The following is a 20141-nucleotide window of genomic DNA, read 5'->3' as shown; positions in this document are numbered from 1 at the left end:
TGGCCGGCCCTCATGAACCCATCCGGATGTGCATGGGCCGGCCAACGGCCGGCGCTACCGCCCTTAGCGCGAAGGATCGCGCTCAGGGCTTGGCCGCTTGGCCAATTTGCGCTGCAATGAACGCCGGTGCATGCCGAGCAGGCGCGCCGCCGCCGACACATTGCCGCCGGTCTCGTGCATGGCCTGCTGGATGTGTTCCCACTGCAGCCGGCTGATCGGGGTCATTGCATCCGGCGGTTCCATCTCGCCGTCGTCGGCGGGGCCGTCGTCTTCCTCGCCCAGCGCGCGCAGGATCATCGGCACCGTCGCCGGCTTGGGCAGGTAGTCGTCCGCGCCCAGTTTGATGGCTTCCACCGCCGTGGCGATGCTGGCGTAACCGGTCACCAGCAGGATGCGCATGTCCTCGCGCAGGGCACGCAAAGGTTGGATCAAGGCCAGCCCGGATTCGGAACCAAGCTTCAGGTCGATCAGCGCGAACGCCGGCGGCTGCTGCCGGGCCAGTACCAGGGCCGAGGCGATGTCGCTGGCAATCACCGTTTCCAGGTCCTTGCGGGCCAGGCTGCGCTGCAGCGTGCGCAGGTACAGGTCGTCGTCGTCGACCAACAGGCCGTGGGTGGCGGAGGGGGGAGGGGTGGTCATGATCAAGTCTCCTGCGCAGCCAGGGGCAGGCGGAAGCCGACGCGGGTGCCGGCCCCATTGGCCGGTCGCATCCACAGCTCGCCGTCCAGGCGCTCGATGGTGGCATGGGAAAGGGCCAGGCCCACGCCCATGCCCTGGGTTTTGCCGCTGTTGAACAAGGTGCCGGGCAACACCGCCTGGCGCGCGTCGAAGCCGCGCCCGTAGTCGCGCACCTCGCCGATGAGATCGTCACCTTCGATGCGCAGGCTGAGGTCCACCTGCGGCCGTTGCGCCTGTTCGCCCGCATCGGCGGCGTTGTTGAGCAGCACCATCAGCAGGTGGCCGATACCCGGGTCCAGCGGGAGCTGCAGGGGGGCATCGTCGTTGCGTACCAGCGTGATGGTCGGGCGCACCAGCCGCCACTGTTCCAGCACCTGCGGCAGGGTCACGGTGTCGCGGCCGGGATGCTGCCCGGCGGCGGGGCGGGCCAGCGCCAGGACGCGCTCGCGGCACTGCACCAGCAGCTCGCGCAGGGTGTCCACATCCTCGCGGACCTCGCTGTTGTCGCTCTGTTCGGCGATGTCGTCGGCGAGCAGGGTCATGGTCGCCAGCGGGGTATTGAGTTCATGCGCCACCGAAGCGGCATGGGTGGCGAGCGCGACGATGCCTTCGTTGCGGACGAAGCGTTCGCGCAGCAGCGAAAGCTCGTGTTCGCGCCGGCGCAGCGCGATCGCCAGCCGGGTCGAGAAGGCCAGCACCACCGCGGCGGAAAGCAGGAAGTTGGCGACCACGCCCCATTGGTGCAGGTCCATGGCACTGAAATAGCCGGCCGGCAGCGGCAGTCCGAACACGCCGCTGACCGCATAGCCGATCAGGCAGGCCGCGGCCACCGCCAGAGTCCAGCGGGCGGGCAGGGCCAGGGCGGCCAGCGCGATCAGGATCAGGAACAGCGAGCCGAACGGGTTGGCGACCCCGCCGCTCCAGCCGACCATCCAGGTCAGCACGGTCACGTCCACCAGGATGTGGCAGAACGCCGTCACCGGCGCGGTGTTGTCCTCGTCGCGCACCCGCAGCTGGGCGTAAACGTTGAACAATGCCAGCGCGACCACGCCCGCCCACAGCGGTTGCTGCGGCAACTCCAGCCCCAGCACCCAGGTGGCGACCAGAATGGTGGCCGCCTGGCCGGCCACGGCCAGCCAGCGCAGGCTGCACAAAGTGCGTAGGAAGGGGGCGTCGGTACCGGTCATGTGTGCCCATCGTATGCGCTGGCGCGTCGCACCGCCTGCGACAATCGGCCGCATCGGCCGCAGATGCCCGCCGCGGGATGAATGCGGGTGCGCCATTGCGCCGTGGCAGAGCGTAAAATGGGGCATGCACGACGCCGTCTCCAAACCGACCGAACCCTCCGAGTCCACCGTCTGGACCCGCCGCCAGACCCAGGCCGTGTCCATCGGCGGGGTTGTCGTGGGCGGGGGACGCCCGGTGGTGGTGCAGTCGATGACCAACACCGACACCGCCGACGTGGCCTCCAGCGTGAAGCAGGTCGCCGAACTGTGGCGGGCCGGCTCGGAAATGGTGCGGCTGACGGTCAACAATCCCGAATCGGCTGCCGCCATTCCGCGCATCGTGGAAAAGCTGCAGATGATGGGCATCGACGTGCCGCTGATCGGCGACTTCCATTACAACGGCCATCAGCTGCTGACCCAGGAGCCGGCCTGCGCCGAAGCCTTGGCGAAGTACCGCATCAACCCGGGCAACGTCGGCTTCGGCAAGAAGAAGGACACCCAGTTCGCGCAGTTGATCGAATTCGCCATCCGCTACAACAAGCCGGTGCGGATCGGGGCCAACTGGGGCTCGCTGGACCAGTCGCTGGCCGCGCGCCTGATGGACGAGAACAACGAACGTGCCAAGCCGTGGGACGCCGGTCGCGTGCTGCGCGAGGCGCTGATCCGTTCGGCGCTGGACTCGGCCAACACGGCCGTCGACCTCGGCCTGCCGTGCGACCGCATCGTGCTTTCGGCCAAGGTCAGCGGCGTGCAGGAGCTGATCGCGGTGTACCGCGACCTGGCGCAGCGTTCGGATTTCGCCCTGCACCTGGGCCTGACCGAGGCGGGCATCGGCAGCAAGGGCATCGTCGCCTCGTCGGCGGCGCTGGCGGTGCTGCTGCAGGAAGGCATCGGCGACACCATCCGTATTTCGCTGACGCCGGAACCCGGGCAGTCGCGCACCCAGGAAGTGATTGTCGCGCAGGAACTGCTGCAGACCACCGGCCAGCGTGCGTTCACGCCGCTGGTCACGGCCTGCCCCGGCTGTGGCCGCACCACGTCCGAGTTCTTCCAGGAACTGGCCAAGGTGGTGCAGAACCACGTGCGCGAGAAAATGCCGCTGTGGAAGGTGCATCACCCGGGGGCCGAGAACATGACCCTGGCGGTGATGGGCTGCGTGGTGAACGGTCCCGGCGAATCGCGGCACGCCAACATCGGCATCTCGCTGCCCGGCACCGGCGAAGCGCCGTCTGCCCCGGTGTTCGTTGACGGTGAGAAGTCGGTCACACTTCGCGGTGAAAACATCGCGCAGGACTTCGTGACCCTGATCGACGAGTACGTCGAACGCACCTATGTCCGAAGCGCAGGATAAGCCCCCGGTTCTGGGGACGCCGGAAGCGGCGTCCGGTGTGCGCCACTGGCTGGCCCACAACGCGTGGCGGTTCGTGCTGCTGTTCGTCGGCGTGTTGTTGCCGTTGGCGGCGTTCGTGGAACTGGCCGATGAAGTGCACGAATTCGAGCAGTTCCACTTCGATGCGCCGTTACTGTGGAAGATGCACGCGGTATCCACCCCATGGCTGGACGCCTTCTTCGTGTTCATTTCGAAGATCGGCTACCAGTGGGGCGTGATTCCCGGCGACATCCTCATCGTGCTCGCGCTGCTCGGTTTCCGCCGCTGGCGCGAGGCCGCCTTCGCGGCCATCAGTTTCATCGGTTCGGCCCTGCTCAACCTGGGCAGCAAGCAGTTCTTCCAGCGCGATCGCCCCAGTCTTTGGGAATCGATCGCCCCGGAAAGCACCTACAGCTTCCCCAGTGGCCACGCGATGGGTTCGGCCACCCTGGCCGCCGTGGTCATCCTGCTGGCCTGGAACACCCGCTGGCGCTGGCCCGTTCTGGTCGCGGGGCTGGTGTTTGCCGGCCTGGTCAGCCTCTCCCGGGTCTACCTCGGCGTGCATTACCCGTCTGACATTCTCGGCGGATGGTGTGCCGCGCTGGTTTGGGTGGTAGGGTGCTTTCTTGTGATGTTCCGCCGCCGCCATCCCTGGCGTCGGCGACAAGGTTCCATCCGGGGAGCGGGTGGGCCGGAAACGGCATGATCGAGGGGCCGATTTCACATGCTGTGATGGCCTTGGTTCAAGCGTGGCGCGAAGGCCGCAAGGCCTAGTGGCGCAGACGTTGCAAGGGGATGTGTGGTGAGCTCTGGCGGGTGCGGGCGGGGAGCCTGTTTCCTTGTTAACGCAATATCACGCGGCTAGGCTTGCCCCGAACGCAGTAGATGAACAAGGGTGCGTAGATGACGATTCGAGTGTATCTGGTGGACGATCACGCGCTGGTGCGAACCGGCATGAAGATGATTCTGTCCAATGAGACCGACATCGAAATGGTCGGCGAAGCCGAGTCCGGTGAAGATGCGCTGCCGGACATCCGCCAGCTACGTCCGGACGTGGTGTTGTGCGACCTGCATCTGCCCGGTGTCAGTGGCATGGAAGTGACCGAACGGGTGATCCGTGGCGACCACGGCACGCGCGTGGTCATTGTGTCCGTACTCGAAGACGGCCCCATGCCCAAGCGCCTGCTTGAAGCGGGTGCTTCCGGCTACATCGGCAAGGCCTGCGATGCGCAGGAGCTGCTGCGCGCCGTGCGCGATGCCGCCATGGGCCGCCGTTACCTCGGCAGCAGCATCGCCCAGAACATCGCGCTGGCCAACGTCGAAGGCAGTCAGTCGCCTTTCGATACGCTGTCACCGCGCGAACTGGAAGTCGCCCTGCTGCTGACCCAGGGCCTGCGCCAGGAAGACATCGCCAAGCGGCTGAGCCTCAGCGCCAAAACGGTCAACACCCACAAAGCCCGTCTGTTCGAAAAGATGGGCATCCAGGACAACATCGCCCTGGCTCGCATGGCGAGCCAGTACGGACTGGTGGATCCGGCGCGGCCGTTGTGATCGCCGCCTAGCGCGCGCGGACGCGGGCGACGATCTGCGCGGCGGCCGCCGCGCTGGTTTTCACCTTGTCCCAGTCACCGTTTTCGATCCAGTTGTTCGGCACCATCCACGAACCGCCGATGCAGACCACGTTCTTCTGCTCCAGGTACTCGGCCGCGGTGGTTTCGGTGATGCCGCCGGTCGGGCACAGCTTCAGGTCCGGAATCGGACCGGCCAGCCCCTTGATCATCGCCAGCCCACCCACGGCCGACGCCGGGAACAGCTTGCATACGCGGAAGCCGCGCGCGTAGAGCGCCAGCAGTTCGGTCGGCGACGCCGCACCCGGCACCACCGGCAGCGGGGCCGCCGCCAGTGCATCGGCCATGTGCGCCGGCGTGCCCGGGGTCACCAGGAAGTCGGCACCCGCATCGATCGCCTGCTGCATCTGTTCCACCGTCAGCACCGTGCCCGCGCCCACCACCACATCCGGCAGTTCGCGCTTGAGCATCGCCAGCGCGTCCATCGCCACCGGCGTGCGCAGGGTGAGTTCGATCGCCGGCAGGCCGCCTTCCAGCAGCGCTGCGCTGACCGCGCGGGCCTGCTCGAGGGTGTGCACGGTGACCACCGGCAGGATGCCGGCGGCGTGGAGCAGGGATTCAGCGCGTTGCTGGTGTTCGGCGATGGTCATGAAGTCATTCCAGTTGGTGCGCGAGCGCCGGGCTGAGCCAGGCGCTGCGGGATGGCGTGGGCCGGCCAACGGCCGGCGCTACCGGATTCGCCGTCAGGCGTCCTTTGCCTCATGCGGGGCAGCGGCTGCGGCGGCATCACCGCCCAGTTCGTACTCCGCGTCGTAGTTCCAGATGTCGCCGTCGGCAGCGGCGGGGCCGCAGGAGATCGAAATCGCGCCCTGGTCGGCCGGACCGACCATGCGGCGGTTCAGCGCGAACAGGTTGCGGCCCATGTCGTGGCCGGCGGGTGCGGTGTTCGGAGCGAGCTCGCGCGCGGCGAATTCGGCCGCGTCCACCAGGACCTCCAGCGTGCCCGCTTCGCCGTCCAGGCGGATGATGTCGCCCTCGCGCACGCGTGCCAGTGGACCGCCGCGTGACGCTTCCGGGGTCAGATGGATCGCCGCCGGGAACTTGCCCGATGCGCCCGACAGACGGCCATCCGTCACCAGCGCCACGCGACGGCCCTGGTTCTGCAGCAGCCCCAGCAACGGAGCCAGCGAATGCAGTTCCGGCATGCCGTTCGCGCGCGGCCCCTGGTAGCGCACCACGGCCACGAAATCATGCGGCAGCACGCCCGCGGCATGCAGCTTGTTCAATACCTGGGGTGCATCGACGACCACGGCCGGCGCTTCGATCGTGCGGTACTGCGGCTTGACTGCCGACAGTTTGATCAGCGAGCGCCCCAGGTTGCCGCGCAGCAGACGCAGGCCACCCTGTGCCTCGAACGGCTCGGCCACCGGTCGCACCACCTCCAGGTCCGCGCTTTCGGTGATGCCATCCATCCAGCCCAGGCTGCCATCGCGCAGGGTTGGGTCCTGCGTGTACTGGTGCATGCCGCCTTCGACCACTGTGACCAGATCCGCATGCATCAGGCCTGCATCGATCAGTTCGCGGAACACGAACGCCGTACCGCCCGATGCCGCGAAACGGTTCACATCAGCTTCGCCGTTCGGGTAAACGCGCGCCAGCAGCGGAATCAGCTGCGACAGCTCGTCCATGTCGTCCCAGGTCAGCACGATGCCGGCCGCGCGTGCCACGGCGATCCAGTGGATCGTGTGGTTGGTCGAGCCGCCCGTCGCCATCAGCGTGATCACCGCATTGATGATCGCCTTTTCGTTGATCAACCGGCCCAGCGGACGGAAGTCGTCGCCCAGCGCGGTGATCTCCAGCGCACGCTGTGCCGCGTGACGGGTCAGTGCATCACGCAGCGGCGTGCCCGGGTTGACGAACGACGCGCCCGGCAACTGCACGCCCATCGCCTCCAGCAGGGTCTGGTTGGAGTTGGCGGTGCCGTAGAAGGTGCAGGTGCCCGCGCCGTGGTACGACGCCGCTTCCACTTCCAGCAGCTCCTCGCGGGTGGCCTGGCCGGCGGCATAGCGCTCGCGCACTTCGGCTTTCTGCTTGTTCGGAATGCCCGGCGTCATCGGGCCGGCCGGCAGGAACACCGCCGGCAGATGGCCAAAGGCGAGCGCGCCGATCAGCAGGCCCGGCACGATCTTGTCGCACACGCCGAGGTACACCGTGGTGTCGAACATGTCGTGGCTGAGCCCGATCGCGGTCGACTGCGCGATCACATCGCGCGAGAACAGCGAAAGCTCCATGCCTGCGCGGCCCTGGGTCACGCCGTCGCACATCGCCGGCACGCCACCCGCGACCTGCGCGGTCGCGCCGAGCTCGCGCGCGGTGTCGCGCAGGATGTCCGGGTAATGCTCGAACGGCTGGTGCGCCGACAGCATGTCGTTGTAGGCGGTGATGATGCCGAGGTTCGGGGTCACGCCGCCGCGCAGGCGCGATTTGTCGGTCGGGCCGCAGGCCGCGAAGCCGTGCGCCAGGTTGCCGCAGCTCAGACGTGAGCGGAACGGACCGTCGCGCAGTGCGGCGTCCAGGCCGGCCAGGTAGGCCGCGCGCGAGGCGGCACTGCGCGCGATGATCCGCGCGGTGATGGCTTCAAGTTTGGGGTGCAGGCTCATTGGCTACCGGCTATGAGAAAGAAAACGCGGAAAGGGAAGGGCGGTCACGGCTCAGTCGCACCAGTGGATGCGCAGCTTCGGTCCGTCCATGTCGATCGCGTTGAGGATGGGATAGAGCTGGGCATTGTTGCTTTCCAGCGCCTGCTTGAGCACTTCAAGCTTCTGCTTGCCGCGCAGCAGCAGCAACCGCTGGCGGCATTTGCGCAGTCCATGCGGAGTCAGGGTGATGCGCAGCGGCCATTGGTTGGCACCGGGGCAACCGGTGGCGTCCAGCGCCGCGTAGGGCAGGGTGCTTTCCAGTGCACGGCCCAGGTCCTTCGACCCGGGGAACAGCGAGGCCGTGTGGCCGTCGTTGCCCATGCCCAGGACCGCCAGGGTCGGCCACTGTGAATGCTGTGCCTGCAGATTGGCGGTGTACACGCACTCGGCGATGGGCTTGCCGACCCGCACCAGCGGATCGAAGTGGGCGCTCTCGGCGCGCTTGAGCAGGCTCTCGCGCACCAGCCAGGCATTGCTGTCGCGGTCATTGGGGGAGAGCCAGCGCTCGTCGACCAGGCTGACTTCCACGCGGTCCCAGTGCACGTCCAGTTCGGCCAGGGCCTGGTACACCGGTGCCGGCGTGGTGCCACCGGACAGCAGCATGCGCGCGCGGCCGGTTTCGCGGATGTCGATGTTCAGGCGTTCGGCCATTTCCGCCGCCACCGCTTCGATCCAGGCATCGGCCTCGCTGTGACGGATCAGCTCAATGCGATCGGACGTATCGAGTCGGTTCATGCAGTGCCTCCCGGCAGGTCGCGTTCAATGTCCGCGGCATACGCCGCTGCGCCGAGCAGGCCGGCATGACGGTGCATCACCGCCAGCGACGGCACCCGCGACATGATCGAAGAGAAACGTCCCTTGTGTTCAAAGCGCTGGCGGAAGCCGGAATGCTGCAGCGAATCGAGCATCTTCGGTACCAGGCCGCCGGTCAGGAACACGCCGTCCCAGGCTCCCTGGATCAGCACCAGGTCGCCGGCAATGGCACCAAACACCGCGCAGAACACATCCACCGAACGCATCGCCTGCGGGTCGCCCTGCAGCGCGCGGGCGGTGACGTCGGCCGGTTGCAGCTGGCCGGGATCGACATCGGCCATCTCGCACACCGCGCGATGGATGTTGACCAGCCCCGGGCCGCAGATCAGGCGCTCGTTGGAGACCCGGCCGAACTGCTCGGACAGGATCTGCAGGATGCGGATTTCCTCCGGCGTACCCGGTGGGAAGCTGACATGGCCGCCCTCGGTTTCCAGCGGATAGCAGCGGCCGTGGCGCAGGATCAAGCCGCCCACGCCGAGTCCGGTGCCCGGGCCGATCACCGCGTAGTTGCGCGGCTGGCCGGGCTTGCCCGGTACCCATGCCGCACCGCCGACCTGGACCACGTCGCTGGGTTGAAGCAGCGAGATCGCCATCGCCTGCGCGGCAAAGTCATTGATCAGGTGCAACTGGCTGAAGCCGAGCATGTGCGCGGTGCGCGCACGCGAGATCACCCACGGGTGATTGGTGATGCGGGCTTCGTCACCGTCGACACGGCCGGCCACCGCGAACACGCCGCGGTCGGCGTCGGCTCCGATCTGTTCCAGATAGTGGCGCGCGGCATCACCCAGCGAGGGGAAGTCGGCCACCGCGAATTCACGCACGGTGTCGGCCAGCAGCGGAGCCGCCTGCTGGGTGTCGGCCAAGGCGAAGCGGGCGTTGGTGCCGCCAATGTCGGCGACCAGCGCCGGAAGGCTGGCGACGGTCATGCCGGGTCCTTGCGGCCGGCGTCGGCATCCACGTCGGCCGGCAGGAAGCCGACCGCTTCGGCCGGACCCCATTGACCTGCGGGGTAGGGCTGCAGCGGCAGCGGCGCGGCCTTCCAGGCCTCGCTCACGCTGTCGATCCAGGCCCAGGCTGCGCGCACTTCGTCGTCGCGCACGAACAGCGCGTGGTTGCCGTTGAACGCGTCCAGGAACAGGCGCTCATACGCGATGCGGCGGTGCAGGCCGGTGGGTACCGACAGTTCCAGTTCCAGCGGATGCAGTTCCAGCGCGCCCCATTCCGGACCGGCCAGGCTGCTCATCAGGCCCAGCTCGATGTTTTCCTGCGGCTGCAGCTGGAAGGTGATGCGGTTCGGCGTGGCGTTGCCGCGGTGCGGACGCTCGAACAGCCAATGCGTGACGGGCTTGAGCGTCACCACCACGCGGGTGGTGCGTTCGGGCAGGCGCTTGCCGGTGACCAGATGGAACGGCACGCCCGACCAGCGCCAGTTGTCGATGTGCGCGGTGACGCCGGCGAAGGTTTCCACGTCGCTGCCTTCCGGCGGCTGATAGGCCTGGGCCGGCTGGCCGTTGATGCTGCCGGCGGTGTAGCGGCCGCGCACGCTGTCACGGGCGGCATGCTTGGCATCGAGCGGGCGCAGGGCGCGCAGCACCTTGACCTTCTCGTCGCGCACGCGGTCGGCTTCCAGCGACGCCGGCGGCTCCATCGCCACCAGGCACAGCAGCTGCAGAATGTGGCTCTGGACCATGTCGCGCAGCGCGCCGGAGCGCGCGTAGTAGGCATCGCGACCATCCACGCCTTCGCTTTCGGCGACCAGGATGTGCACCGACTCGATGTAGTTGCGGTTCCACACCGCTTCGAGCAGCGTGTTGCCGAAGCGCAGCGCGATCAGGTTCTGCACCGCCGCCTTGCCCAGGTAGTGGTCCAGGCGGAACACGCGGTCTTCGTCGATCCACTGACCGATGGTGGTCAGGATGTGCTCGGCGCTGGCGCTGTCGCTGCCGATCGGCTTTTCCAGCATCAGTCGCGACGGCGCGGCCAGCGCACCGCCCAGGGCCAGGCCTTCGCAGGTGGAGATGTACAGGCCCGGAGGAATCGCCAGGTAGCTCACGCACTGGCGGTGCACCAGGTCGCGCACCGACTCGGCCACCGACTGCGGGTCGCGCAGGTCGACCGAACGATAGTCAATGCGCTGCAGCAGCGACTGGATGTCGTCCTGGCTGGCCTGCGGCATCGCCTGTTGCAGGCGCGGGCGCAGGATTTCGCGGAAGGCCTCGGTGTCATGCGGGGACAACGCCAGCGCGCGGACCTTGAAGTCTTCCGGCAGCAGGCCGTCGCCCAGCAGGCGCAGCAACGAAGGGAACAGATAGCGTTGGGCAAGGTCGCCGGTGGCGCCAAACAGGAAGAGGGTGTCGTGCATCGCTCGAGTTTCAGATCCGGGTGACATCGTTGTCAATCGCTTCTCGTCTATGTTCTCGGGGGTATTGCTGGTGGCGCTGTCCGATTGCTGCAGGTGCAACATGAACAGGCGCGTACCCGCCCATCATGGGCCAAACACCGCCGCAATCGGGAGACTGTCGTCTCATCCGCGAACACCGGTGATGACCGAACCAAGGATACTGCCACGTGAAAACGTTTACATGGCAGAATGGGCAGACTGTATTCGATTGCAGTGGTCGCCGTCATGCGGCACCACGCCATCGACCTGCCATCGGGAGGGCCGAAGGCAGTTCCGCACAACAGCCCGGTGAGCGGGCGGACTGGAATGGGTGATATGGCAAAAGTGCAGTTGCAGGGCGTGCGCAAGGTGTACGACAACGGCCAGGTGGCCGTGCAGGGAGCCACGTTCGAGGTGGCCGACGGCGAATTGATGGTGCTGGTCGGGCCGTCCGGGTGTGGCAAGTCGACCCTGCTGCGCATGGTCGCCGGCCTGGAGGAGATCAGCGGCGGCACCCTGACCATCGGTGACCGGGTGGTCAACGATGTGGCTCCGAAGGACCGCGACATCGCCATGGTGTTCCAGAGCTATGCGCTGTATCCGCATATGACCGTGGCCGAGAACCTGGCGTTCGGTCTGAAGCTGCGTGGCCACGACAAGGCGACCATCGCCAAGCGGGTCAACGAGGCCGCGCAGACCCTGGGTCTCACCGAAATGCTGGACAAGCTGCCCAAGGCGATGTCCGGCGGCCAGCGCCAGCGCGTGGCGCTGGGCCGTGCACTGGTGCGCGAGCCGGCGGTGTTCCTGCTCGACGAGCCGTTGTCGAATCTGGACGCCAAGCTGCGGCACAGCGTGCGCACTGACATCGCGCAGCTGCACCGCAAGCTCGGCACCACCATGATCTACGTCACCCACGACCAGGTTGAAGCGATGACCCTGGGCCAGCGCATCGTGGTGCTCAAGGACGGCGTCATCCAGCAGATCGATACGCCCATGGCGTTGTATGACCGCCCGGCCAATCTGTTCGTGGCGGGCTTCCTGGGCAGTCCGGCGATGAATGTGCTGCGCGGCACGCTGGAGCGTGGCAGCGAAGGCCTGGTGGTGGCGCAGGCGTCGTTGCGTGCGCCGCTTGGCGATGCAACCGTGGATGCGGCATGGGTGGGCAAGTCGATTGCCGTCGGCGTGCGTCCGGAGCATCTGCAGCCGGCGGTGGCCGGCGACGCGCATGGCTTCGATGCGGAGATCGAGGGGATCGAGCCGGTGGGCAACGAGATCTTCGTCAACATGCGCCACGGTGAGCAGGCGCTGGTGATGCGCGTCGCGCCGCAGGTGTTGCCCGCGGTGGGGGAGTCGATCCGCGTGGCGATCCAGCCGCAGGGGCTGCACTTCTTTGACGCGGAATCCGGCGAGCGTTTGAATCACGACGCGTGATGATGGATGGCGGAGCCACGCAGGGCGTGGCTCTACGCAAGGCTTGATATCCGTAGAGCCACGCCCTGCGTGGCTGCGCGGTCCATCAACGAGTCAGCGCGCCAGGCCTTCCAGCAACGGCACCGGGTGCGCCTCAGCCCCGGCCACGCTCAACGCGCCCTCTGCCAGCTCCAGCGGCAACACCGCCAGCGCCAGGTCACCGGCCACGCTGGCCACGGTGCCCATCGCTGCGCCGTTCTGCTCAACCGATGCTCCACTGGCCACACCGCCGTCCACGCGCAGCAGCTGCAACGCGCGCTTGGCTTTGCCCAGGAAGTGCGTCCGCGCCACGATCTCCTGGCCCGGGTAGCAGCCCTTCTTCACGCTGTAGCCGTTCAACCGGTCCAGGCCCAGCTGCTGCGGCGTCCATGCTTCCAGCTGGTCCGCCTCCAGTCGCGGCAGCCCATAGCGCAGGTCGGACTGGCGCCAGGCCAGTGCGAACGATGCGTCTTCGGCCAGCGCGGTGTCGGCGGGGGCAATCTGCAGCGTGCGCGGCAGCGCATCGCTGCCGACATCCAGTTCCAGAACTTGATCATCCTGCGCAAACGCAGCCCCGCTGGCCGCTTCGGGCGCGGTGAAGCTGCCGGCCACGTTCAGGTCGCCGCGCAGTTCCACCTTGAGCTTGCGGCGGAACACGAAGCGCTGCAACTGCGACGCAATCGCATCGGCATCGCCGTCGGCCAGCACCAGCATCACGTGATCTTCTTCGACCCGCAGCAGCTGAAACACTGCCAGCGTGCGGCCTTTGGGGCTCAGCCACGCGCTCCACTGCCAGTGTCGCAGGGGCAGGGCGGTCACGTCGTTGGCGAACTGGGCCTGGGCGAAAACCACGGCATCAGGGCCGCGCAGGCTGAGCAGGCGGTGACCGGAAAGACGCGTGAACGCGCCGGTAAGACCATTGGATGTCAGGGGCAGGTTGTCAGGCACGTGAACGGGGTCTAAAATTTGTGCGTTGCGAGACCACCCATGATAGGCCAAACAACCCCCACTCCCGACGTTGAACCTGAAGCCCCGCTGGTACCGGAGGAGCACGCGCTCGTCCCGGCCCCGGCACCGGCTCCGGAATTTGGCGGCCGCGGCGGACTCGATCCGGTGCGGTATGGCGATTGGGAGAAAAACGGACGCTGCATCGATTTCTGATCAGCATTGAGCCAACGCGGCATTGCGCCGCCCAGCCGAGACAACGAGCCCAGCGAATGGCCGCCAGAGAACGTCCCCTTTCCCCGCACCTTCAGGTGTATCGCTGGCAGATCCAGATGGCCACCTCGATTCTTCATCGAGCGACCGGCATCTTTCTGTCTGTTGGAGCCCTGATCATCGCCGGCGGCCTGCTCGCCCTGATGATGGGTCCTGAATCCTGGAACTGCTTCACCGGTCACGCCGGTGCATGGTATGGAAAGCTGTTCCTGTTCGCATGGACGTGGTCGTTTGCCTATCACTTCTGCAATGGCATCCGCCATATCGTGCAGGACTTCGCCATTGGCTTCAGCATTCCCGCCTTCGTGCGCAGCAGTTGGATCTCGGTCTTCGCCAGCCTGGTGATCACCGCCGCGGTCTGGGCCTATGTGTTCCTCGGAGGTGCCGCATGAGCAAGTTCCGTACCCCGTTGAAGAACGTGCGTGGCCTGGGTGCCGCCAAGACCGGCACCGAACACTTCGTGCACCAGCGCCTGACCGCCACCGCACTGGTCTTCCTGACCGTGTGGTTCCTGGTGTTCGTGCTGAGCCTGGTTGGTTCCGACTACGCCGCCGCGACCGAGGCCGTGTCCAAGCCGTGGAACGCGGTGCTGCTGGTCGGCTTCCTGGTGGCCATGTTCTGGCACGCGCAGCTTGGTCTGCAGGTCGTGCTGGAAGACTACATCCACAACTCGCTGCTGGCCCTGGCGCTGCAGACCACGGTGAAGTTCGTTGCCGTGCTCGGCGCAATCGTCAGTGTTTTTGCGGTCGCCCGCATTGCGCTCGGCGTTGCCTGAGTCCAGGCACCAAGACAGGAATCCAGATTAGATGTCCGCTTACAAGATTACTGAACACAAGTACGACATGGTCGTGGTCGGTGCCGGCGGTGCCGGTCTGCGCGCCACGTTCGGGCTTGCCGCCAAGGGCCTGCAGACGGTCTGCCTGACCAAGGTCTTCCCGACCCGTTCGCACACCGTGGCCGCGCAGGGCGGTATCTCCGCCGCGCTGGGCAACATGGGCGAAGACGACTGGCGTTACCACTTCTACGACACCATCAAGGGCTCGGACTGGCTGGGCGACCAGGACGCCATCGAGTACATGTGCCGTGAGGCCATTCCGGCCATCATCGAGCTCGAGCACTACGGCGTGCCGTTCAGCCGTACCGAAGAGGGCAAGATCTACCAGCGCCCGTTCGGTGGCATGACCACCAAGTACGGTGAAGGCCCGGCGGCGCAGCGTACCTGCGCGGCGGCTGACCGTACCGGCCACGCCATGCTGCACACGCTGTACCAGCAGTCGCTGAAGCACGATGCGCGCTTCATGATCGAATACTTCGCGCTGGACCTGATCTTCGACGAAGAGGGTGCCTGCCGCGGCGTGCTGGCGCTGGACATGGCTGATGGCTCGCTGCACCTGTTCCGCGCCCAGGGCGTGGTGCTGGCCACCGGCGGTTACGGCCGCGCCTACTTCAGCGCCACCTCGGCGCACACCTGCACCGGCGACGGTGGCGGTCTGGCCATGCGTGCCGGCATCGCCATGCAGGACATGGAGTTCGTGCAGTTCCACCCGACCGGCATCTACGGTGCCGGCTGCCTGATCACCGAGGGTGTCCGCGGTGAAGGTGGCATCCTGCGCAACAGCAACGGCGAGCGCTTCATGGAGCGCTATGCACCGCACTACAAGGACCTGGCATCGCGCGACGTCGTCGCCCGTTCCATGACCATCGAAATCCGCGAAGGCCGCGGCGTCGGCGAGCACAAGGATCACATCCTGCTCGACCTGACCCACCTGGGCCCGGGCGTGATCGACGAAAAGCTGCCGGGTATCGCCGAAAGCGCCCGCATCTTCGCTGGCGTCGACGTGCACAAGCAGCCGATTCCGGTCATTCCGACCGTGCACTACAACATGGGCGGCATTCCGACCAACTTCCACGGCGAAGTCGTGCGCAAGGTGGGCGAGAACAACGATGCCGTGGTGCCGGGCCTGTACGCGATCGGCGAAGCCGCCTGCGTCTCGGTGCACGGTGCCAACCGCCTGGGCTCGAACTCGCTGCTCGACCTGGTGGTGTTTGGCCGTGCGGTGGCCAACCGCTGCGCTGAAACCATCAAGCCGGGTGCGGCGCACAAGCCGCTGGCCTCCGACGCCTGCGACAAGGCGCTGGATCTGCTCGACAAGCTGCGTTACGCCAACGGTGACACCCCGACCTCGGTGATCCGCGACAACATGCAGCGCACCATGCAGGCCGATGCCGCCGTGTTCCGCACCAGCCAGACGCTGAAGGAAGGCTGCGAGAAGATGGCGACGGTGTTCGATTCGTTCCAGGACGTGAAGGTCAGCGACCGTTCGCTGGTCTGGAACTCCGACCTGATCGAAACCTACGAGCTGAACAACCTGCTGCTCAATGCAGTGGCGACGATCAACTCGGCCGAACAGCGCAAGGAAAGCCGCGGCGCGCATGCGCACGAGGACTTCCCGGACCGCGACGACGAGAACTGGCACAAGCACACGCTGGTGACTGTCGACGACAAGGGCAAGTGCAGCTTCGACTACCGTCCGGTGCACATGTACACGCTGACCGACGAGGTCGCCGTGGTGCCGCCGAAGCCGCGCGTGTACTGATCGCGATCCCGACTACCGAGCATCCGCGCCTTCGGGCGCGGGCCGCCTGAGCCAACGAGAACAGCCATGGCCGAGTTTTCCCTGCCAAAGAATTCCAAGATCACGAAGGGCAAGCACTTCCCCGCCAAGACCGGCGGCAAGAACCTGCGCACCTTCAAGGTCTACCGCTGGAGTCCCGACGACGACAGCAATCCGCGTACCGACACCTACGAGATCGATCTGGACGCCTGCGGTCCGATGGTTCTGGACGCGCTGATCAAGATCAAGAACGAGATCGACCCGACCCTGACCTTCCGTCGTTCGTGCCGTGAGGGCATCTGCGGTTCGTGCGCGATGAACATCGACGGCACCAACACGCTGGCCTGCACCCGCGCCATCGCCGACTGTGGCAAGGCGGAAGTGCCGATCTACCCGCTGCCGCACATGAGCGTGGTCAAGGACCTGGTGCCGGACCTGACCCACTTCTACGCGCAGTACGCCTCGATCAAGCCGTGGATCCGCACCCAGACCCCGGCTCCGCCGGACCGCGAGCGCCTGCAGTCGCCGGACGACCGCAAGAAGCTGGACGGCCTGTACGAGTGCATCCTGTGCGCCTGCTGCTCGACCAGCTGCCCGAGCTACTGGTGGAACGGCGAGCGTTACCTGGGCCCGGCGATCCTGCTGCAGGCCTACCGCTGGATCATCGACTCGCGCGATGAAGACACCGGTGCGCGCCTGGACGATCTGGAAGATCCGTTCAAGCTGTACCGCTGCCACACCATCATGAACTGCGCCCGGACCTGCCCGAAGGGCCTGAACCCGGCGCTGGCCATTGCCGAGATCAAGAAGCTGATGATGGCGCGCCGCGCCTGATCCACGCTTGGAATCGCAACACCCGGCAAAGCCACGCATCGCGTGGCTTTGCCATATCTGGAAACACGCGAAATGGACGAACAGACCCTCCTGAAAAAACTCCGCTGGCGCTGCCGCCGCGGCATGCGCGAACTGGACCAGCTGTTTGAGCGCTATCTCGACCGCGAATGGGGAACTGCGCCGACAGAAGAGCGCGAGGTTTTCCTGTTCCTGCTCGACTGCGAGGACGATAAGTTGTGGCGCTGGTTCATGGGATATGAGCAGTGCCCGCATGCCCACGCGATCCCGCTCATGGAAAAGATCCGCGCCCTGCCGGTTTGAGTGGCGTCCCTCGCGCTGGCAATGCGCCGCGCATGCAGTGATCGCACTGCTGATGCCGCTGGCGGTACTGGCCAGTGGTGTCCCGGCCCCGTACCGCTGGCCGGCCGCGCTGCTGGCGACCGCGCTGGCAGCAGGGCTAGGCTGGCGACAGACCCGCCAGCCCGCCTGCCGGATCGTCATCCTGCCCGGGGACGCCCTGGTGACCGTGGACGCGGTGCCCGTGGACGACCTGACCCTGCACGACCGTGGCTGGCTGCTGCAGCTGCAATGGCGCTGCCAGGGTCGCCGTCACGCCCGGCTGTTCTGGCCCGATACCCTGCCGCCCGAGGGGCGACGTGAACTGCGACTGGCCGTGCGTGCCTACTGCATTTCCCGTTCACGCCCGGCGGTGGCACCATAGCGTGAATTGTCCGGCGTACCTGCATGTTCAAACCCATTCCTGTAGCCATCGGCCTGCGTTACCTGCGGGCCAAACGCCGCAACGGCTTCATCTCCTTCATTTCGATGGCGTCCATCCTGGGCATCGCGCTCGGCGTGACCGTCCTGATCACGACGCTGGCGGTGATGAGCGGTTTCCAGAAGGAAATCCGTGACCGCCTGCTGCAGATGACCGCGCACACCACCGTCACCACCGACGGCGCGCCCATGACCGACTGGCAGCATGCGGTGGACGTGGCGCACAAAGATCCGCGCGTGTCCGGCGCGGCACCCTACATCGAGATCCAGGCCATGCTCAGCGGTCCGCGCGTGCAGGGAGCCATCGTGCAGGGCATCGACCCGGCGCTGGAGCCGGCCGTCTCGGTGATCAACCAGAAGGTCAAGAAGGGCAGCTACGACAGTCTCACCCCCGGCAGCTACAACCTGCTGGTCGGCAAGGAGCTGGCGTTGTGGCTGGGCGTGGACGTCGGCGATACCGTGCTGGTGACCCTGGCCGAAGTGCAGGGCACCCCGGTCGGTGCGATGCCGCGGCTCAAGCGCTTCACCGTCAGCGGCATCTTCGAAGCCGGTTACAACGAAATCGACCGCGGCGTGGCCTACGCCAACATGGATGACCTCGAACGCGTGCTGCGTATCGATGGCGTCACCGGTGTGCGCCTGAAGCTGCACGACATGGACAAGGCCTTCGACGTGGGCTACGACCTGGCGCGTGGACTGGGCGGTGCCTATCGGGTCAGTGACTGGACCCAGCAGAATGCGAACCTCTACCACTCGCTGCGCATGGAGAAGGTCGTGATGGGCATTCTGCTCTCGCTGATCATCGCCATGGGCGCGTTCAACCTGGTGTCCTCGCAGGTGATGCTGGTCACCGACAAGCAGGCCGACATCGCCATCCTGCGCACGCTGGGCCTGACCCCGGGCGGGGTGATGCAGGTGTTCATGGTGCAGGGCTCGCTGATCGGCATCTTCGGTACCGTGCTCGGCGTGCTGGGTGGCATCACTCTGACCCTCAACCTGGAGCGCATCCTGCAGGCGATCGAGTCGCTGTTCAACGTCAAGTTGCTGCCGGAAGACGTCTACTACATCACCGGCCTGCCCACCGACATGCAGACGCCGGACATCATCATCATCACCGTGGTTGCGCTGGCCATGAGCTTCCTCGCCACCCTGTACCCTGCGTGGCGCGCTGCCCGCACCCAGCCGGCCGAGGCCCTGCGTTATGAATGAGCCGATCAATCGCGGCGACGAAGTGATCCGTGCCCAGGATCTGGCCAAGACCTACGCCGAAGGCCGCATGCAGACCCCGGTGTTCAACGGCCTCAACCTGACCGTGACCGCCGGCGAAACCGTGGCCATCATCGGTGCGTCCGGTGCCGGCAAGAGCACGCTGCTGCACCTGCTGGGTGGGCTGGATACGCCCACGGCAGGCGAGGTGTTCGTGACCGGGCAGCAGATGTCCTCGCTGTCGGACGGGCAGCGTGGCCGCCTGCGCAACTCGGCGCTGGGGTTCGTCTACCAGTTCCATCACCTGCTGCCCGAGTTCACCGCGTTGGAAAACGTGATGATGCCGGTGCTGCTCAACGGTCGTGACGTGGGCGATGCCAAGGCGCGCGCCGAAGCCTTGCTGGAATCGGTCGGGCTGGCGCACCGCATGACCCACAAGCCGGGCGAGCTGTCCGGTGGTGAGCGGCAGCGCGCTGCCGTGGCCCGTGCGCTGGTCAATCGCCCGGCCTGCGTGCTGGGCGACGAACCGACCGGAAACCTGGACGACAAGACCGCCGCGACCGTGTTCGAGCTGATGCTGGAACTCAACCGCGCCCATCACACCAGCCTGGTGCTGGTCACCCACGACCGCAGCCTGGCCCGCCGCCTGGACCGCGTGCTGGAGCTGCGTGAGGGCCGGCTGCACGCACTGGCGCACAGCGAGGTCTGAGCTGGCGGCTGAATCACCGTCGGCCGCGTCACGCGGCTGGCGGTTTTCGGGCGCATCATCCGTCAAAGCGTGATAACGGAGATGTGCCATGAAGACCTTGATGGCCGTAGCGGCCCTGAGCCTGACCCTTGCCGCCTGTTCCACCACGGGACGGCTGAGTAGTGCGGAGAAGCTGGAGCTGTACCGCGCCCATGCCGGCGCGCCGCAGCAGGACCTGCAGTACTTCGGTTCGCTCAACGGCTGGACCGAGCTGGGCGACAGTGCGCTGGCGGTCTGGACCCGTCCCAGCGAAGCCTATCTGCTGGAACTGCGCGGTCCCTGCCAGGGCCTGAGTTACGCGCCCGCGATCGGGCTGACCAGCCAGATGGGCCGGGTTTCCGCGCGTTTCGACAAGGTGCTGGTCCGCGATACCACCGGAGGCCCGCGCGTGCCGTGCTTCATCCAGTCGATCCGCAAGCTGGACGTGCCGGCGCTGCGTGCCTCGGAGAAGGAGCGGCGCAAGGCCCAGACAGAAGAACGAGACGCCACCATGTAACCGTCCCGGGTTCACGGTAGCGCCGGCCGTTGGCCGGCCCATGCACATCCGGATGGGTTCATGAG

The 20141-nt window shown here is 66.6% G+C and carries 22 protein-coding genes; 14 read left to right on the top strand and 8 right to left on the bottom strand.

Annotation, left to right across the window (positions count from 1 at the left end):
• Positions 1-63: 63 nt before the first annotated feature.
• Positions 64-639, bottom strand: a complete 576-nt coding sequence (locus tag QMX83_RS12520; protein ID WP_282296971.1) for a response regulator transcription factor — start codon at positions 637-639, stop codon at positions 64-66.
• Positions 640-641: 2 nt separating this feature from the next.
• On the bottom strand, positions 642-1865 hold the full coding sequence (locus tag QMX83_RS12515) for an ATP-binding protein (RefSeq protein ID WP_282296969.1): 1224 nt from the start codon (positions 1863-1865) through the stop codon (positions 642-644).
• A 124-nt stretch (positions 1866-1989) separates the two neighbouring features.
• Here QMX83_RS12515 and ispG point away from each other — a divergent pair, with 124 nt between their 5' ends.
• From ispG to QMX83_RS12500, 3 genes are all read left to right on the top strand, one after another.
• Positions 1990-3255, top strand: coding sequence for a flavodoxin-dependent (E)-4-hydroxy-3-methylbut-2-enyl-diphosphate synthase (ispG, locus tag QMX83_RS12510; protein WP_282296968.1), 1266 nt, complete (start codon positions 1990-1992; stop codon positions 3253-3255).
• Positions 3236-3979 (top strand): phosphatase PAP2 family protein, encoded by a 744-nt coding sequence (locus QMX83_RS12505; RefSeq protein ID WP_282296967.1) that lies wholly within the window; start codon positions 3236-3238, stop codon positions 3977-3979. The genes ispG and QMX83_RS12505 overlap by 20 nt, the downstream gene beginning before the upstream one ends.
• A gap of 197 nt (positions 3980-4176) precedes the next feature.
• On the top strand, positions 4177-4824 hold the full coding sequence (locus tag QMX83_RS12500) for a response regulator (protein WP_282296966.1): 648 nt from the start codon (positions 4177-4179) through the stop codon (positions 4822-4824).
• Between the two features lie 7 nt (positions 4825-4831).
• Here the strand turns inward: QMX83_RS12500 and eda are convergent, their stop codons facing one another.
• From eda to zwf, 5 genes are all read right to left on the bottom strand, one after another.
• Positions 4832-5491 carry a bifunctional 4-hydroxy-2-oxoglutarate aldolase/2-dehydro-3-deoxy-phosphogluconate aldolase gene (gene eda, locus QMX83_RS12495; protein WP_282296965.1) on the bottom strand — a complete coding sequence of 220 codons (660 nt, stop codon included), beginning with the start codon at positions 5489-5491 and terminating at the stop codon, positions 4832-4834.
• 93 nt (positions 5492-5584) lie between these two features.
• A complete protein-coding gene (gene edd / locus QMX83_RS12490; RefSeq protein WP_282296964.1) occupies positions 5585-7501 on the bottom strand; it encodes a phosphogluconate dehydratase in 1917 nt (638 codons plus the stop codon).
• 51 nt (positions 7502-7552) lie between these two features.
• On the bottom strand, positions 7553-8275 hold the full coding sequence (gene pgl / locus QMX83_RS12485; protein ID WP_282296963.1) for a 6-phosphogluconolactonase: 723 nt from the start codon (positions 8273-8275) through the stop codon (positions 7553-7555).
• The gene (gene glk, locus QMX83_RS12480) at positions 8272-9279 is read right to left on the bottom strand and encodes a glucokinase (protein WP_282296962.1); all 1008 of its coding nucleotides are present in this window, start codon (positions 9277-9279) and stop codon (positions 8272-8274) included. The genes pgl and glk overlap by 4 nt, the downstream gene beginning before the upstream one ends.
• The gene (gene zwf / locus QMX83_RS12475; RefSeq protein WP_336618961.1) at positions 9276-10715 is read right to left on the bottom strand and encodes a glucose-6-phosphate dehydrogenase; all 1440 of its coding nucleotides are present in this window, start codon (positions 10713-10715) and stop codon (positions 9276-9278) included. Before zwf ends, glk begins: the two co-directional genes overlap by 4 nt.
• A gap of 354 nt (positions 10716-11069) precedes the next feature.
• On the opposite strand from zwf, the gene ugpC reads away from it, so the two are divergent.
• A complete protein-coding gene (gene ugpC / locus QMX83_RS12470) occupies positions 11070-12164 on the top strand; it encodes a sn-glycerol-3-phosphate ABC transporter ATP-binding protein UgpC (RefSeq protein WP_282296960.1) in 1095 nt (364 codons plus the stop codon).
• A 93-nt stretch (positions 12165-12257) separates the two neighbouring features.
• Here the strand turns inward: ugpC and QMX83_RS12465 are convergent, their stop codons facing one another.
• Positions 12258-13112: a folate-binding protein gene (locus QMX83_RS12465; RefSeq protein WP_282296972.1), complete on the bottom strand. Its 855-nt coding sequence runs from the start codon at positions 13110-13112 to the stop codon at positions 12258-12260.
• Positions 13113-13169: 57 nt separating this feature from the next.
• On the opposite strand from QMX83_RS12465, the gene QMX83_RS12460 reads away from it, so the two are divergent.
• From QMX83_RS12460 to QMX83_RS12415, 10 genes are all read left to right on the top strand, one after another.
• A complete protein-coding gene (locus QMX83_RS12460) occupies positions 13170-13343 on the top strand; it encodes a DUF1674 domain-containing protein (RefSeq protein WP_282296959.1) in 174 nt (57 codons plus the stop codon).
• Positions 13344-13399: 56 nt separating this feature from the next.
• Entirely contained in the window at positions 13400-13792 is a 393-nt protein-coding gene (gene sdhC, locus QMX83_RS12455) for a succinate dehydrogenase, cytochrome b556 subunit (RefSeq protein WP_282296958.1), read from the top strand.
• Entirely contained in the window at positions 13789-14175 is a 387-nt protein-coding gene (sdhD, locus tag QMX83_RS12450; protein ID WP_282296957.1) for a succinate dehydrogenase, hydrophobic membrane anchor protein, read from the top strand. Before sdhC ends, sdhD begins: the two co-directional genes overlap by 4 nt.
• Before the next feature lie 31 nt (positions 14176-14206).
• Positions 14207-15997 (top strand): succinate dehydrogenase flavoprotein subunit, encoded by a 1791-nt coding sequence (sdhA, locus tag QMX83_RS12445; RefSeq protein WP_282296956.1) that lies wholly within the window; start codon positions 14207-14209, stop codon positions 15995-15997.
• A gap of 66 nt (positions 15998-16063) precedes the next feature.
• Positions 16064-16849, top strand: a complete 786-nt coding sequence (locus QMX83_RS12440; protein WP_125360148.1) for a succinate dehydrogenase iron-sulfur subunit — start codon at positions 16064-16066, stop codon at positions 16847-16849.
• A gap of 72 nt (positions 16850-16921) precedes the next feature.
• The gene (locus tag QMX83_RS12435) at positions 16922-17170 is read left to right on the top strand and encodes a succinate dehydrogenase assembly factor 2 (RefSeq protein WP_282296955.1); all 249 of its coding nucleotides are present in this window, start codon (positions 16922-16924) and stop codon (positions 17168-17170) included.
• A gap of 37 nt (positions 17171-17207) precedes the next feature.
• Positions 17208-17570 carry a hypothetical protein gene (locus QMX83_RS12430; protein ID WP_282296954.1) on the top strand — a complete coding sequence of 121 codons (363 nt, stop codon included), beginning with the start codon at positions 17208-17210 and terminating at the stop codon, positions 17568-17570.
• Positions 17571-17593: 23 nt separating this feature from the next.
• Positions 17594-18835, top strand: a complete 1242-nt coding sequence (locus QMX83_RS12425) for a lipoprotein-releasing ABC transporter permease subunit (RefSeq protein ID WP_282296953.1) — start codon at positions 17594-17596, stop codon at positions 18833-18835.
• Entirely contained in the window at positions 18828-19541 is a 714-nt protein-coding gene (gene lolD, locus QMX83_RS12420; protein ID WP_282296951.1) for a lipoprotein-releasing ABC transporter ATP-binding protein LolD, read from the top strand. The genes QMX83_RS12425 and lolD overlap by 8 nt, the downstream gene beginning before the upstream one ends.
• 88 nt (positions 19542-19629) lie before the next feature.
• Positions 19630-20076 (top strand): DUF6491 family protein, encoded by a 447-nt coding sequence (locus tag QMX83_RS12415; protein WP_282296948.1) that lies wholly within the window; start codon positions 19630-19632, stop codon positions 20074-20076.
• Positions 20077-20141 lie beyond the last annotated feature (65 nt).

This window comes from Stenotrophomonas sp. PS02289, assembly GCF_029960115.1.
Taxonomy (GTDB): domain Bacteria; phylum Pseudomonadota; class Gammaproteobacteria; order Xanthomonadales; family Xanthomonadaceae; genus Stenotrophomonas.
This window is presented reverse-complemented; position numbering and strand designations above follow the sequence as displayed.

Bases quoted from the DNA above. Each gene is read 5' to 3' on its own strand.
- glk (WP_282296962.1), bottom strand. From the start codon at position 9,279: ATGACCGTCGCCAGCCTTCCGGCGCTGGTCGCCGACATTGGCGGCACC.
- QMX83_RS12440 (WP_125360148.1), top strand. From the start codon at position 16,064: ATGGCCGAGTTTTCCCTGCCAAAGAATTCCAAGATCACGAAGGGCAAG.
- ugpC (WP_282296960.1), top strand. From the start codon at position 11,070: ATGGCAAAAGTGCAGTTGCAGGGCGTGCGCAAGGTGTACGACAACGGC.
- sdhD (WP_282296957.1), top strand. From the start codon at position 13,789: ATGAGCAAGTTCCGTACCCCGTTGAAGAACGTGCGTGGCCTGGGTGCC.
- edd (WP_282296964.1), bottom strand. From the start codon at position 7,501: ATGAGCCTGCACCCCAAACTTGAAGCCATCACCGCGCGGATCATCGCG.
- ispG (WP_282296968.1), top strand. From the start codon at position 1,990: ATGCACGACGCCGTCTCCAAACCGACCGAACCCTCCGAGTCCACCGTC.
- QMX83_RS12460 (WP_282296959.1), top strand. From the start codon at position 13,170: ATGATAGGCCAAACAACCCCCACTCCCGACGTTGAACCTGAAGCCCCG.
- zwf (WP_336618961.1), bottom strand. From the start codon at position 10,715: ATGCACGACACCCTCTTCCTGTTTGGCGCCACCGGCGACCTTGCCCAA.
- sdhC (WP_282296958.1), top strand. From the start codon at position 13,400: ATGGCCGCCAGAGAACGTCCCCTTTCCCCGCACCTTCAGGTGTATCGC.
- sdhA (WP_282296956.1), top strand. From the start codon at position 14,207: ATGTCCGCTTACAAGATTACTGAACACAAGTACGACATGGTCGTGGTC.
- QMX83_RS12500 (WP_282296966.1), top strand. From the start codon at position 4,177: ATGACGATTCGAGTGTATCTGGTGGACGATCACGCGCTGGTGCGAACC.
- QMX83_RS12515 (WP_282296969.1), bottom strand. From the start codon at position 1,865: ATGACCGGTACCGACGCCCCCTTCCTACGCACTTTGTGCAGCCTGCGC.
- QMX83_RS12435 (WP_282296955.1), top strand. From the start codon at position 16,922: ATGGACGAACAGACCCTCCTGAAAAAACTCCGCTGGCGCTGCCGCCGC.
- eda (WP_282296965.1), bottom strand. From the start codon at position 5,491: ATGACCATCGCCGAACACCAGCAACGCGCTGAATCCCTGCTCCACGCC.
- lolD (WP_282296951.1), top strand. From the start codon at position 18,828: ATGAATGAGCCGATCAATCGCGGCGACGAAGTGATCCGTGCCCAGGAT.
- QMX83_RS12415 (WP_282296948.1), top strand. From the start codon at position 19,630: ATGAAGACCTTGATGGCCGTAGCGGCCCTGAGCCTGACCCTTGCCGCC.
- QMX83_RS12425 (WP_282296953.1), top strand. From the start codon at position 17,594: ATGTTCAAACCCATTCCTGTAGCCATCGGCCTGCGTTACCTGCGGGCC.
- QMX83_RS12520 (WP_282296971.1), bottom strand. From the start codon at position 639: ATGACCACCCCTCCCCCCTCCGCCACCCACGGCCTGTTGGTCGACGAC.
- pgl (WP_282296963.1), bottom strand. From the start codon at position 8,275: ATGAACCGACTCGATACGTCCGATCGCATTGAGCTGATCCGTCACAGC.
- QMX83_RS12505 (WP_282296967.1), top strand. From the start codon at position 3,236: ATGTCCGAAGCGCAGGATAAGCCCCCGGTTCTGGGGACGCCGGAAGCG.